This window comes from Kribbella sp. NPDC056951, from assembly GCF_042674205.1.
Taxonomy (GTDB): Bacteria; Actinomycetota; Actinomycetes; order Propionibacteriales; family Kribbellaceae; genus Kribbella; species Kribbella yunnanensis.
Genome location: NZ_JBHUQZ010000004.1, coordinates 122,874 through 137,830 on the forward strand (window position 1 = coordinate 122,874; position 14,957 = coordinate 137,830).

Below are 14,957 nucleotides of genomic sequence, written 5' to 3' on the forward strand. Positions count from 1 at the left end.
ATGTGGAGGCTAACCCATCGCATCCGGCGATGCCAGTTCCGTGATCGCGGTCACCCTAGACCGTTGAAATGTTAAATTTCCGCGCATGCCGCCTCCCCCGTCCAGGATCCGGTTGCTCGGCCCGATCACCATCGAACCCACCCGCCTAGGCGCCCCCAAACTCGCGTGTGTGCTAGCCGCCCTAGCCCTCCGCCCCGGCACCCCGGTCGCCCAGACCGAACTGATCGACCGAGTCTGGGACGGCGACCCGCCGGATGCCGTCCTCAACGTCCTCTACTCGTACGTCGCCCGCCTCCGCGCAGCCCTGAAGTCCGTGCCAGGTGCAGCCATCCGCCGAGCCGGCTCCCACGGCTACGTCCTCGACATCGACCCAAGCGCCATCGACCTACACGCAGTGCGGGCGCTGCGCGACGAGGCTCGGAGAACTGCAGGACGCCCAGACGAGGCAACTGAGGGAGTGCGACGCCCGCACGAGCTGCGCAAGCGAGCGGGACGCCCAGAGCAGGCACTCGAGCGAATGGGGCGCCCAGACGAGGCGCTTGAGCTTTGGCGCCAGGCGTGTGAGCTGGTTGGCGATGACGCGCTGGTGGGGTTGAGCGGTCGATGGGCCGACGAGACCCGCGCGGCGCTCGCGGCCGAGCGGCTTGAGTTGCTGACTGAGCGGTACGCGGCCGAGCTCGACGCCGGCCACCACGCCGCCGTACTGGGAGACCTCACCGCACTCAGCGACGCCGAGCCCCTGGCCGAACCCGTCGCCGAACTGCTGATGCTCGCCTACTACCGCAGCGGCCGACCCGCCGACGCGCTCACCCGCTTCGAGACCACCCGCACCCGGCTGCGCGAAGAACTCGGCGCGGACCCATCCCAGCGCCTACGCGACCTCCACCTACAGATCCTGAACCACGACCCCACCCTCGATCTACCAACAGCCGCACCCATCCAACTCCCCTCCGACATCACCGGCTTCACCGGCCGAACCACCGAACTGAAAGCGTTGGAGCAACTGGCAGAGTCTGCGTCACTCGCCGCGGTCGTCGGCCCGGGCGGCGCAGGCAAGACCGCGCTGGCTGTGCACTGGGGACATTCGATGATCGACCGGTTCCCAGGCGGTCTGCTCTACGTGAACCTCCGCGGCTTCGACGAAGGCGACATGGTGTCACCGCGCGAGGCTCTCGGACGGTTGCTGGTGGCAATGAACCTGCCGGGTGACGCCGTACCCGACGATGTCGATGCGGCTGCCGAGCTGTTCCGGGCGACGACGGCCGATCGCGGCGTGCTGGTCATCCTCGACAACGCCCGCAGTGCCGAGCAAGTCCGGCCGCTGCTGCCGGGCGCCGGCGCCTTCACGATCGTGACGAGTCGCGACCGGCTCACCGGACTGATCGCACTGAACGACGCCCGCCCGGTACCCGTCGGCATGCTCGACCAGGCCGAAGCCATGGAATTGCTCACCCGGATCCTCGGCGCGGACCGGGTCCAGTCAGAGTCGGAGGCAGCCGCGAGACTCGCCGAGCTGTGCGGGCATCTCGCCTTGGCGTTGCGGATCGCCGCGGCACACCTGGCCGGTGAACCGATCATCCGGATCGCCGACTATGTGGACGAACTGGAACGGCGCGACCGGCTCGACGTACTGGCCGTCGACGGCGACCCTTCCGCAACCGTCACCGCGAACCTGGAGCTGTCCTACCGCGTCCTCGATCAGGACACCCGCGATCTGTTCGCCCGCTTGGGGATGCTGCCCGGGGAAGACTTCGCCGAAGAGCTGATCACCTCGGCGTCCGGGTCGGCCGAGACCGCCACCCTGCGAGCGCTGCGACGCCTCGTCACCGCACACCTCGTGGAACAACCCCGGGTCCGCCGCTACCGGATGCACGACCTGGTGCGTCTGTACGCCGCACGGACGGGCGAACGGGAGTTGAGCGAGCACGACCGATCGACACTCATCGACAGCTTCATCGAGTGGCACCACGACCGTGCCTACCAACCGATCAACGACGAAGAGACCAACATCTTCCTCGCCTGCGAAACGTTGGCGGACCATCCGAAGCTGTGGCGACTCGTACTCCCCCTGCGCAACACGATCAACGAGTGGCGTTTCATCAGCCGCGTCCAGCGACTCATCGAAGTGGGCAAGCGCCGAGCAGAAGAGGCGGCGGACGGTCTCGGGTTGTTCCGGATGACGAGCATGGCGGCCACTGCGCGCCGCGCGACCGGCGACAGCGATGCCGCGATCGAGCTCGGCACCCGTGCACTCACCCTCGCCGAACCGCTCACTGCCCGAGAGCAAACCGTCGCGAGCGGGAACCTCGGCATCTACCTGTTCGACTATGGCGACCTGGCCGGATCCGCGGCGGCGTTCATCCGGGGCGTCGACCTCGCCATCGCGTCGGGCAATACCCGGTCTCAGCTCATCTTCACCAGCAGCATGGCTCAGGTACTGGTCAGGCTCGGCCGGTTCGATCAGGCCGAGGCCTACGTGCGGAGCGCCGAGGCCCTGGGCGAAGACGCACTCTCCCCCGAGCAGCGCATCCGGCTCGAGCTGTCCAACGCGGAGATCCATTTCAACCGCGGCGATTTCGAGCGGGCGATGGTGGCCGCCGACCGAGCCATCGCCATCGCCCGCCAAGGCTCGTACGGCCATCTCGACATGTGGTGCATGCAGGTCCAAGCCCAGATCCTCCTGCACAGCGGCCGCGCCGAAGAGGCCCGCGCCCTGTACGACGAGGAGGTCCGGCAGGTCCGAAGCCGCAAGATGGTCTCCTACGAACCGGAGGCCCTGTCCTACCTCGCCAGCGTGCTGGTCGAGCTCCGCGAGTACGCCGGGGCCGGCGAGCTCATCGCCGAGGCTCGCCGGAAACAGCCGCAGGTCGGCCGCGGCCTCCAGGTCTTCGTGAACCTGGTCCTCGCGGGTGTCCACAACGGCTTGGGCGAATTCGAGACCGCGCTGGCCCACGCGACGGAAGCGGTCACGGGCTACGCAGCAATGCCGTGGCCGGCGCGGCACGAGCTGGCGCTGGTAGCACTGGCCGACGCGTACGCGGGCCTCGGCGATCCCGGCACCGCACGCGAGCACCGAGCCTCGGCCGACCGGATCGCGTGTCCGGTCAACCAACTACGAAGGCACCGCTAGACATGCCGCCTCCACTGACCAGGATCAGGTTGCTCGGCCCGATCACCATCGGGCCAACCCGCCTCGGCGCGCCGAAACTTGCGTGTGTGCTGGCCGCCCTCGCGTTGCGACCCGGTACGCCGGTCGCCCAGACCGAACTGATTGATCGAGTGTGGGACGGCGACCCGCCCGACGCCGTCCTGAACGTTCTGTACTCGTATGTCGCCCGGCTGCGCGCGGCTCTCAAGTCGGTGCCGGGGGCCGCGATTCGACGGGCCGGCTCGCATGGGTACGTCCTGGACATCGAGCCGGGCGACATCGACCTGCATGCCGTCCGGGCACTGCGCGACGAGGCGGTTGAGCTGAACGCGTCGGGGCGAACGGATGAGGCTCTCGAGGTGTGGCGCGAGGCGTGCGACTTGGTTGGCGATGACGCGTTGGTGGGGTTGAGCGGTCGGTGGGCCGACGAGACCCGTACGGCGCTCGCGGCCGAACGACTCGAGCTGCTGACCGAGCGGTACGCGGCCGAACTCAACGCCGGCCAGCATGCCGCCGTACTGGGGGATCTGGCAGCGCTCAGCGACGCCGAGCCGTTGGCCGAGGCGGTCGCTGAACTGCTGATGCTTGCGTACTACCGCAGCGGCCGACCGGCTGACGCGCTCACCCGCTTCGAGACCATCCGGATCCGGCTGCGCGACGAGCTCGGCGCGGACCCGTCACAACGACTGCGCGACCTCCACCTGCAGATCCTGGACCACGACCCGCAACTAGACGCAGCGGAGACACCAGCCACGCCGATCCAACTCCCATCGGACATCAGCGGGTTCACCGGCCGGACGGCAGAGCTGAAGGCACTCAATCAGCTCGCCGAGTCGGTGCCGCTTGCCGCGGTCGTCGGGCCGGGTGGCGCGGGGAAGACTGCGTTGGCTGTGCACTGGGGACATTCGATGGTCGACCGGTTTCCCGGCGGCCTGCTGTCGGTGAACCTGCGCGGCTTCGACGAAGGCGAGATGGTCTCGTCGCGCGAGGCGCTCGGGCGGTTGCTGGTCGCGCTGAACATTCCCGGCGAAGCGGTACCGGAGAATGTGGATGCTGCTGCCGAGCTCTTCCGGGCCACCACCGCCGACCGGCGCGTGCTCGTGATTCTGGACAACGCGCGCAACGCCGAGCAGGTCAGGCCGCTGCTTCCCGGGGTGGGCTGCTTCACCATCGTCACGAGCCGCGATCGTCTCACTGGATTGATCGCCTTGAATGACGCCAGGCAGGTGCCCGTCGGCACGCTCGGCAAAGTGGAAGCCGTCGAACTGCTCGCGCGGATCCTCGGCGCGGAACGAGTCGACGCAGAGGCACAGGCGGCCGAGCGGTTGGCCGAGCTGTGCGGACACCTTGCCCTGGCCTTGCGTATCGCCGCCGCCCACGTGGCCAGTGAGCCGCACATCCGGATCGCTGACTACGTAGGCGAGTTGGAACGGCGGGATCGGTTGGATGTCCTGGCAGTCGACGGCGATCCGGCCGCGACCGTGACCGCCAACCTCGAGCTCTCCTACCGCGTCCTCGACGACGACACCCGCGATCTGTTCGCCCGGCTGGGAACGTTGCCCGGCGAGGATTTCTCCGAAGAACTGATCGTGTCCGTTGCCGGGCTCGCCGAATCTGACGCACCACGAGTACTGCGCCGGCTCGTCACCGCGCATCTCGTCGAACAACACCGCGCACGCAGGTACCGGATGCACGACCTGGTCCGCTTGTACGCCGCCCGGACGAGCGAACAAGAACTGAGCAAAGACGACCGGATGGCGCTCATCGACCGCTTCATCGAGTGGCACCACGACCGCGTCTACGAGCCGCTCAACGACGAGGAGACGAACGTCTTCGTCGCCTGCGAAGCGCTCCGCGATCATCCGAAGCTGTGGCGACTGGTCTTCGCCCTGCGCAACACCGTCAACGAAGGCCGCTCCATCGGCCACATCCAGCAGCTCACCGAGGTCGCCGCCCGGACAGCAGACGAGGCCGGGGACGACTTCGGGCGGTTCCGGATGGCGAGTATGAAGGCCAACACCCTGCGCGCGCAGGGCGATGCTGCCAGCGCCATCGCACTCGGCACCGAGGCGCTCGCCCTCGCCGAGTCGCTCAGCGACCGCGAACAATCCGCAGCAGGTGGAAACCTCGGCATCTACCTGTTCGATCACGGCGACTACACCGGATCCGCCGCAGCCTTCATCCGCGCGATCGACCTCGCGATCGCGTCGGGGAACACGCGATCCCAGCAGATCTTCACGCACAGCATGCTCACGATGCTCGTCCGACTCGGCCGGTTCGACGAAGGAGCGCCGTACATCCGGAGCGCCGAGACACTCGGCGGAGCTGAACTCACCACCATCCAACGCATTCAGCTCAGCCTTTCCACCGCGGACCTGCAGCTGGGCGCGGGGGACTACGACCGGGCCATCGAAACCGCCGACGCGGCGCTCGCTGCGGCTCGCCACGAGCCGCACCCCTATCTCGACATGTGGTGCCTGGACGTCCAGGGCCGGATCCACTTGTCCGCCGGACGTCCGGAAGCGGCACGTGACTCGTTCGCGGAGGAGCTGCGACTGGCGCGGGTCCGAAAGCTGTCCTCCTTCGAGCCGGAGATTCTGTGTGATCTCGCCGAATCCCTCGTCGACCTCGGCGACTATCAGCAAGCCGCAGAACTCGTCGCCGAGGGTCGCCTCACCTGGTCCGACATGGCCCGCGGCTCCCAATCCATTCGGGAGCTCGTGATCGCTCGAATCCACAACGGACTCGGCGAATACGACGTGGCGCTCGCCCACGCGAAGACCGCGATCAACGCCTTCGCGGCACTGCCATGGCCCGCGCGACACGAACTGGCGCTGCTCGCACTGGCCGACGCTCACGCGGGCCTCGGAGAAACCGAGGTCGCTGCTCAGCACCGAGCTGCCGCCGACCGCATCGCAGCCCCGATCAACCGAGTGCGGAGACACCGCTAGCCAGCCTCCGAAGGACAGGACGTATTTGCCGGTCTCGTCTTCGGATGGCCGCCGTGAGCGGGGCCGATGCGTCCAGCAGACGTATACGTCCTGTTGCTCGGCGGATTGAGACCGGCGGCTGTTAACGTGCACAGCATGCCGCCTCCCCCGTCCCGGATCCGGTTGCTCGGCCCAATCACCATCAACTCGGCCCGCGTCGGCGCGCCCAAGCTCGCGTGTGTGCTGGCCGCGCTTGCTCTGCGGCCCGGTACGCCGGTTGCTCAGGCCGAACTGATCGACCGGGTCTGGGACGGCGACCCGCCTGATGCCGTCTTGAATGTTCTCTACTCGTACGTCGCTCGCCTGCGGGCCGCCCTCAAACCGATTGCAGGCGCGGCGATCCGTCGAGCTGGATCGCACGGCTACGTCCTGGACATCGAGCCGGAAGACATCGACCTGTATGCCGTGCGGGCGCTCCGCGACGAAGCGGTTGAGCTGAACGCCTCGGGGCGATCCGACGAAGCCCTCGAGCTGTGGCGACAGGCGTGCGAGCTGGCCGGCGATGACGCGCTCGTGGGGTTGAGCGGTCGGTGGGCCAACGAGACCCGTGCGGCGCTCGCGGCCGAACGCCTGGAGCTGCTGACCGAGCGATTCGCCTTGGAGCTCGACGCCGGGCACCATGCCGCCGTACTGGGTGATCTGGCAGCGCTCAGCGACGCCGAGCCGTTGGCCGAGGCGGTCGCTGAACTGCTGATGCTTGCCTACTACCGCAGCGGTCGGCCGGCTGACGCGCTCACCCGCTTCGAGACCATCCGAGTCCGGCTGCGCGACGAGCTGGGGGCGGACCCGTCGCAGCGACTGCGCGATCTGCACCTACGGATCCTGGACCACGACCCGCAACTAGCCGCAGCGGAGACACCAGCCACGCCGATGCAACTGCCGTCGGATATCCGTGGGTTCGCCGGTCGGGTCGCCGAGCTGAAGGCGCTCGACCAGGTCGCCGACAGCGTGCCACTTGCCGCGGTGGTCGGCCCAGGCGGCGCAGGCAAGACCGCCCTGGCCGTGCACTGGGGACACTCGATGGTCGACCGATTCCCCGGCGGCCTGCTCTACGTCAATCTCCGCGGCTTCGACGCAGGCGAGATGGTGTCGCCGCGCGAGGCGCTCGGACGGTTGCTGGTGGCAATGAACATCCCGGGAGAAGCCGTACCGGAGGATGTCGCCGCCGCTGCCGAATTGTTCCGGACCACCACCAGTGATCGGCGCGTACTGGTCGTTCTGGACAACGCTCGTAACGCCGAGCAGGTACGACCGCTGCTTCCCGGGACAGCCTGCTCCACGATCGTGACCAGCCGCGACCGTCTGACCGGGCTGGTCGCCCTGAACGACGCACGGCAGGTGCCCGTGGGAACGCTCGGTCAGGCCGAAGCGATCGAACTGCTCACCCGAATCCTCGGTGCGGACCGGCTCGAGCCCGAGCCGGAGGCGACCGAGCGGCTCGCGGAACTGTGCGGGCACTTGGCGCTGGCACTACGCATTGCCGCGGCCCACCTGGCCGGCGAACCGCACATCCGGATCGCGGATTACGTTGGCGAGCTGGAACGGCGGGACCGGTTGGACGTGCTGGCCATCGACGGCGACCCGGCCGCCACCGTCTCCGCGAACCTGGACCTGTCCTACCGAGTCCTCGACGAAGACACCCGAACGCTGTTCGCCCAGCTCGGAGCACTGCCGGGTGAGGACTTCAGCGAAGAGCTGATCGTATCCGTGTCCGACCTGCCCGAAGCCGACGCCCTGCGGGTCTTACACAGGCTCGTCGCCGCGCATCTCCTCGAGCAGCACCGGGCACGCCGCTACCGGATGCATGACCTCGTGCGTCTGTACGCCGCGCGGATCGGCCAACGGGCCCTGAGCAACGACGAACGGGCAGCGCTCGTCGAGCGTTTCATGGAGTGGCATCATGACCGCGCCTTCGAGCCGATCGGCAAGGAGGAGACCAACATCTTCCTCGCGTGTGAGGCGCTGCGGGATCATCCGAAACTGTGGCGACTGGTGCTGCCCCTGCGCAACACCATCAACGAATGGCGCTCGATCAGCCGCGTCCATCGCTTGATCGACGTGGCAATCCTCCGGGCCGAACACTCGAAGGACGACCTCGGGCTGTTCCGGATGACGAGCATGAAGGCCGGCGCCCATCGCTCGCACGGTGACAGTGCCGATGCCCTGGAGTTCAGCACTCGTGCCCTGGCGCTCGCAGAGTCTCTCAGCGATCGGGAACAGGCCACGGCGAGCGGAAACCTCGGCATCTATCTGTTCGACTGCGCAGACTTCACGGGATCCGCCGAGTCGTTCATCCGGGCGGTCGATCTGCTGGCGGCTACGGGGCACAGTCCGGCCCAGCTCATCTTCTTCACCGGCAACATGATCCAAGTCCTGGCACGGCTCGGCCGGTTCGATGACGCTACGGCATACCTACGGAGTGCCTGGACACTCGGGGAAGCCGGTCTCACGCCCGAGCAGCGTCTCCGGCTCACGCTCTCCGACGCGGAGTTCTGTCTCAGCACAGGTGAGTTCAAGCTTGCTATGGCCGCCGTCGACGCGGCCGACGCCATCGCCCGCCAGGACTCGTACGGTCAGCTGGACATGTGGCGCCGGCAGGTACGGGCCCAGATCCACCTGCATGCGGGCCGCCCGGAGGCGGCACGCGAAGCCTTCGAGGACGAACTGGCGCTCGCGCGCGAGCGGAACATGGTCTCCTTCGAACCGGAGATCCTGTGCGATCTCGCCGATGTCCTGGTCGAACTCGGCGAGCACGCCCAGGCCGGAGAGCTCGTCGCCGAGGGTCGCCGGAGATGGCCCAAGCTGGCCCAAAACTTCCAGGTCTTCCTGAACCTCGTACTCGCCGGCATCCACAACGGACTCGGCGAGTACGACGCGGCGCTCTCACACGCGAAGATCGCGGTCGACGCGTTCGCTGCGATGCCATGGCCGGCGCGGCATGAGCTGGCGTTGGTCGCCCTGGCCGATGCCCACGCCGGCCTCGGAGATACCGAGACCGCACGTGAGCACCGAGCCGCCGCCGATGGGATAGCCGCGCCGATCAACCGGCTACGACGAGGGCGCTAGTCCCAGGGTGACCCACCTGTCCCGAACCACTCCGGATCGAAGATGCCCCAACTGTCGAGCTCGTCGAAGGTCCACGCGTAGCCCGTTTCCTCGAAGCCCGTGAAACTCGCTGGGAGGAGACCGACTCCGACGCTGACGAAGGGGTTGTACGTCAGGTCGCCTGAACCATCTGCCACGACGGCCGTGCTCCCCACCCCGAAGAAGTCACCGATACCAGTCTCGCCGCCGACGCCCTTCCCTGTGCCACCCAGCTCGGCGGCCGAATTGGAGGTCGTCCACATCGGGCCGACGTTCACTCCGACGCCGAGGTTGCTTGTAAAGCCCTCCTGGAATGCGCCCGACAACACCATGCCGTCGTTCCTCGTGTACACCGCGCAAAGACTGACGCCGAAGGAATAGCCTGCTGCACCGCCGGCGCCGAGGCAGCCGCCGTAGCCACCAATCGGCTCCTGAGCGGCTCCGCCGAGGGGACAGTTCGGGGACGACGCCATCGCCGTACAGATGGCGTTGTTCACGGTCCAGATGGCGTCACTCCAGGCCCAGAACTTCTCCGAACCGCCGGGGGCAGCGTGCCCGACGCCGTTGCCGCCTGGGTGGTGGATCTTGGGAGCGCCACGTTGGCGCCTGCGGTCGTGGTCGTAGTTGTCGGGGAGGGGTTTCGGGATGCGCGGCGGCTGGAGTTCGGTACCTCCGCCGGCCCGGTGTTTGGGGCCTCTCTGTTGGGTGCTGCTCTTGGACTGCTTTTTGACCTTCTTGCCTGGCTTGGGGACTCTCGGGGCCTTCTTCACGCTCTTCAGGCCGGTGGCGTCCGACATTGTCACTGGGGAGTTGTTGGCGTAGGCGTAGCCGTTGATTTGTTGGGGGTCGGTCAGGTCCATGATCGGGTCGGCGGAGAGGAAGCGGCCGGTGGTTGCGTCGTATTCGCGGGCTCCGACGGTTGTCAGTTGTACGTCGTTGTTCTCGAGACCGCCGACGAAGCCGCGGGCGTCCGGCCAGCTTGGCGGGGTGGCGCCGCGGACAGCGCCGAACGGGTCACGTCGTCGTACTGTGGCTGTCAGGGTGTCGCCGTTGACGATCCATTGGTTGGTGCCGTGATGGTCGCCGGTGAGCCACTGGATGTCGCCGAGGCCGTTGCGGACGGCTACGACGGCGTCGCCGTGTTTGTAGTAGCGGGTGGCTTCGACGGCGTCGGTTGCCTTTTTGTAGGTCAGTTCGTAGCCGGCGACCCATGCCGTCAGGTCGCCGTTGGCGTCGGCGCGCAGGATCCGTTGGCCGTCGGCGTTGTCGAAGAACTTCGCCGTACCCTCGTCTGACTTGATCGTCTCCACTCGGCCGGTGGGGGCCCAGTTGAGGACATCCACCTGGCCGCCACGATCGATACCGGTGGTGAACCCGGCCTTGTCGTAGGTGAAGGCGGTCGAGGCGCCGCCGGTCGAGGTCACACCGGTCAGCTCATGCGGTCCCGCGTCGCCCGCACCGGTGTAGGAGTACTTCTTCTCCACCGGACCGCCGGGCGTCCACTTGGTCTCACTGGTCCGGTTGCCCACCACGTCGTAGCCGTACGACGAGCTGTACGCGCCCGGCCCGCCGACTGCGGGCTCCGCGGCACACGGCGCCGAGGCACCGGCTTGAGCCCAGGCATCCGTCAGCCGCTGCAAGTAGTCGTATCGGAAGCACTGGGTTTCCGGGTCGAGCTTGTCCGAGGTGTGTACCGGATCGTCCTTGATGGACAACACGTTGCCTGACTTGTCGTACTTGTACGACAAAGCCGCGATCCCGTAGTTGCTGCCGTCGAACTCCCCGGCAGTGTCCTTGTCGAAGTAGAACTCCGCGAGCCTTCCGGTCCCCTCCTCGTAGATCCAGGTCTGCCACGTCTGCCCCGAGGTCCCGCTGACATCAGCAGGGTCACCGAGCTTGCGCTGCAACAGTTGCCCGTACGGCGAATAAACGGCCTTGTCGACGTAGACCTGCCCGAAGCCGAAGTCGTCGCCCCACGCGGTGACACGCCCCGGCCGGCCCATCGAGTCGTACGACTGCGTCATCACCTCCTCGTTGAGACTGCCCGCGGCCTTCGCGCCCGAGGTGTGCAGCGAACCGTCCTCGTTGTAGGTGTACGCCTCCCAATACGAGCCAGCCAGTGCGCCGGCAGCGGCAGGCAGGTGCGTGTAGACCTGCTTCGGCTGCCCTTCGGCCGTGTACTTGCGGGTCTCGGTCGTCCAGGCCTGACCGTCGACCCATCGCGTGGCCTTGAACGGCATGCCGATGCCGAACTCAGCTCCGTCGTAGGTGCGCTCGGTGAGCGCGGTGCCCCCGGAACTCACCTTTGTCGGGCGACCCAACGCGTCGTACGCGTAAGTGAGGGTCTTGTTGCTGGCATTGGTCGTCGACACGACCTGACCGCCAGGGTTGTACGTCGTCCTTGACGTCCCGGTGTCCGGATCGTGCAAGGCGCTTCGCCGACCCCGAAGGTCGTATTCGTACGTCCACTTGTTGTTCGCCGGGTCCGTGACCTGAGCGAGCTGGCCGTTGCCGGCGTACGAGTATTTCGTGGAGTCGAATGCACCGGTCGCACCGCTGTCGCGGAACTGCCGGAGCTCGACGGTACGGCCGAGTGCGTCGTCCAGGGTGGCCTTGGTAGTCCCGCCTTCCGGAGGGATGGCGGTGGTTTTCCAGTTGGTGGTGTCGCCTCCGAAGCGGTACGACGTGCGCCACTTCTCGGTGCCCTTCACGACGAAGATCTCGTCGGTGACTCGGCCGGCGCCGTCGTAGGCGAACTCGGTGCGGGACAGGTCGTTCGTCCTGCTGATCTGGACGAGCTTGTTGGTCGGGCCGGAGTCGTTGTTGTAGACGGCTCCAGAGGTGTAGCGCTCCCGCCCGTACGAGTCGTAGACGGTCTGGGTGATGAGCCGGCCGCCGTCGGTCTGGGCTTGTACCTGACGCTCGCGGAGCAGCGCGTCGTACAGGGAGACGCTGGTGAGGTACGAACCGTCGTGGATCATTCGCTCGGTCTTGACCGTGGTCGGAGCGGTCTGCGAGATGGTGTAGGTGAACTTCTGGTTGGGACCCTCCGTCGCCGGATCCCTGCCGGGTAGCCAGACCGCGGTCCGGCGGCCGAGTGGGTCGTAGGAAGCGACCGTACGCCGGGAGTTCGCGTCCACTGTCTCGGTGGCTGTGCCCCGGGCGGGCGAGAGCTTCGTGGTGGTGGCGTGTCCCAGGGCGTTTGTGGTGACCGTTGAGGTGACCGGGCCGCCGGCGCTGGGGGTGTGGGCGGTTGTCGTTTTGTTGCCGAGGGCGTCGGTTGCGGTTAGTTGGCGGCCTAGCGCGTCGAAGGTGGAGGTGCCGATCGTTTTGTACGTCGCCGTGCCGTCCCACGTCTCGAGCGCGTCGGACCGGGTCATCAGGCCCCTGGTTGGGGCGCTAGTCAATGAACTGCTGTTGTCGTAGAACGCTCGCACCGAGCCGATCACGTCGGCCGGCCGGTTGACCGCGGCGGCGCAACCGACTGAGACCGACTCGACGGTTGACACCGACTCCAGGAGCCAGGCCGTCGCGTTGTCGGCGTACGTCGTCCGCACGCAGCGCTCGTCGCCGGGCTTGCTGATATCACCCTGCTGGTCGACTCGCACCTCGCGGCCGAGCTCGTCGTACGCGGTCTCGGTGCGGGCGGTCCGCCAGACCGAGGACGCCAGCAAAGTGCGGGCGTCGGTACGGCGTTCGCCCGTTAGCCAGGCTTCGATCGTGCCACCGTCATAGGTGCGTTTCGCGGTGCGTGATGTCCAGTACCAGGTGGTCTCGGTGCCGATCAGGGTGGTGTCGTCGAAGGAGGCGGTTTCCCACTCGGCTCCGGCGAGGGCGCGATGATCGGGCGCGGTGTTGCCGGCTTCGCCGGTGACCGTGACTGTGCGCTTCTCGCCACCAGGCAGCCGATCGCCGTCGAGCCCCCGGTAGTAGCGGGAGCGGGAACGCAACTGCGGTCCCGGGTCCGCCGGGTCGCCGGTCAGGGTGGTGACCTGCGCGTAGCCGCGCCACTGGTTCCAGTCGCGGTCCTTCTTCTGCACGAACTCGGCGTCGTTCCACGCCCACAGCGCATTCGTGCCACCGCCGTCGGTGGAGTACTCGTAGAACTTCCAGACCGTGTCACCGCCACCGGTCGCATCCGACTCGCCGATCGACCGTACGACGTACTTGTGGAAGTACACGTCGACGGGCTCGGTCAGACCCTCTGGGGTATAGCGCGAGGGGAAGCAACGCCGGTTGTTCTGGTGAGCACTGGTCGGCAGACTCCCGGCGCGACAGTCCGGCTCGGTGTAGTTGATCGTCGTGACGCCGCCGGTCTCGCTCTTGATCGACGTGAGTCGCGGGCGCCAGATTCCGGGGAACGACTCCCCGTTGTCGACCCGGTTCGGCAGGAAGCTTCCGCCGAACTCGGTCGGCGGGGTGGTCGCCGTACCGCCGACGTGACCGGTGTGCTTGATCGATGAGAGCCAGAGGACGATCTGTTCCTTGTCGCCGTAGTTCTTGAACTCGTGGGCCAGCGCCCAGGAGTCGACCGGCGAGTATCCGGTGCCGGAGGCAACATAGGTGGTGACCGACGCCAGCCGCTTGGCCGAGAAGAAGGCCGGCGAGTACTCCTCGCACTTGGTCCCCGCCGTACACGTCAGCTTCCATGGCGTGTCCGGCCATTTCGACGTCTTCGGATCACCATTGGACTCGCGGCAGTCCGCAAGGCAGCGGTCGGCCGTGGTGAATTCAACCTTGGCCGTCTTCACAGACGTGCGTTGACCGTACTCGACGGTCTTCAGCCAGCCATCACGGATGTACGTCGCCTGGGTGTCGGAGGAGACTGCCGGTGCGTACCGACCGGTCGCGGTCTCGTACGTGTACTGCGCGAAGTTGCCGTGGACATCGACCGACTTGTCGAGCATCCAGCGGTACGCCTGGTTGCAGCGGGAGCCCTTGAAATCGCCTGCCTTGTAACAGGTTTCGCCGGAATGGTTGCCGAACACCGGCATCGTCCAGCGGGACGTGGCCACGGATCCGAAGTGGTGCTTGGTTCCGTCAGTGGTCGTGATCGTCCACTGTTCGGTGGTCGCGCCACTCGCGGTGGCGCGGGATCCGGTGTGCTCGACGCGCCAGTTGACGTCGTCCGCGGCCTTCCACTTCTTCGTGGTGTCGTCGAGGACGAGCGACGTACTGACGCCGTCAAGCGTGACGCTCAACGACGGCGAATCGCCTTCCCAGCAACGATCTCCGGTCGGGTCGTCGCCCTGGTTGCCGTTCTTGTCGTCGGAGCAGGCGATGTAGGTGCGCTCGATGAAACTCGGCGAGGCGGACCAGCCGTCACCCACCATCGACGCCTGGTTGTTCGTCCCGGAGGTCCGCCCGTCGTGCTCGGCGGACGAGTAGGACAAGCCGACCGAGGGTGTTGGTCCGGCGGCTGGTGGCAGCCGCAGGTCGTAGTTGTAGGAGAAGCCGCCGGACGAGCCGCCCTGTGACCAGGCCCCGGCCGCAGCCAGGTCCGTGGCCGACCAGTTGCCGTCGTCGGCGTCACCGGCCGCATCGGACGTTTCGCCCGACCAGTCCGCGGCGGCGTCCTTGAACGCCGAGTCGGCACCGGCGACGGCCTCGACGGGTGTCGAGGAATACGCCTGTGGGTTGCGCTCGAAGTTCGCGAACGCCGAAGACGAGAGCGCTAGCAGGGACAGGACCATCGAGGTCGCGACCGCACCGGCCTTGACCTTGAGATTTCGCAT

Annotated in this window: 4 protein-coding genes; 3 read left to right on the forward strand and 1 reads right to left on the reverse strand. The window is 67.2% G+C overall.

Annotated features, from left to right (window positions below; all coding sequences use genetic code 11):
- The first annotated feature begins 85 nt into the window (after positions 1–85).
- From ACFTSF_RS18695 to ACFTSF_RS18705, 3 genes are all read left to right on the forward strand, one after another.
- The gene (locus ACFTSF_RS18695; protein WP_380154940.1) at positions 86–3,130 is read left to right on the forward strand and encodes a BTAD domain-containing putative transcriptional regulator; all 3,045 of its coding nucleotides are present in this window, start codon (positions 86–88) and stop codon (positions 3,128–3,130) included.
- A 2-nt stretch (positions 3,131–3,132) separates the two neighbouring features.
- The gene (locus tag ACFTSF_RS18700) at positions 3,133–6,099 is read left to right on the forward strand and encodes a BTAD domain-containing putative transcriptional regulator (RefSeq protein WP_380154941.1); all 2,967 of its coding nucleotides are present in this window, start codon (positions 3,133–3,135) and stop codon (positions 6,097–6,099) included.
- A gap of 135 nt (positions 6,100–6,234) precedes the next feature.
- Positions 6,235–9,204, forward strand: coding sequence for a BTAD domain-containing putative transcriptional regulator (locus tag ACFTSF_RS18705; RefSeq protein WP_380154942.1), 2,970 nt, complete (start codon positions 6,235–6,237; stop codon positions 9,202–9,204).
- On the opposite strand, the gene ACFTSF_RS18710 is transcribed toward ACFTSF_RS18705, so the two are convergent.
- Positions 9,201–14,957 (reverse strand): RHS repeat domain-containing protein, encoded by a 5,757-nt coding sequence (locus tag ACFTSF_RS18710; protein WP_380154943.1) that lies wholly within the window; start codon positions 14,955–14,957, stop codon positions 9,201–9,203. The two genes, ACFTSF_RS18705 and ACFTSF_RS18710, sit on opposite strands and share 4 nt — an antisense overlap.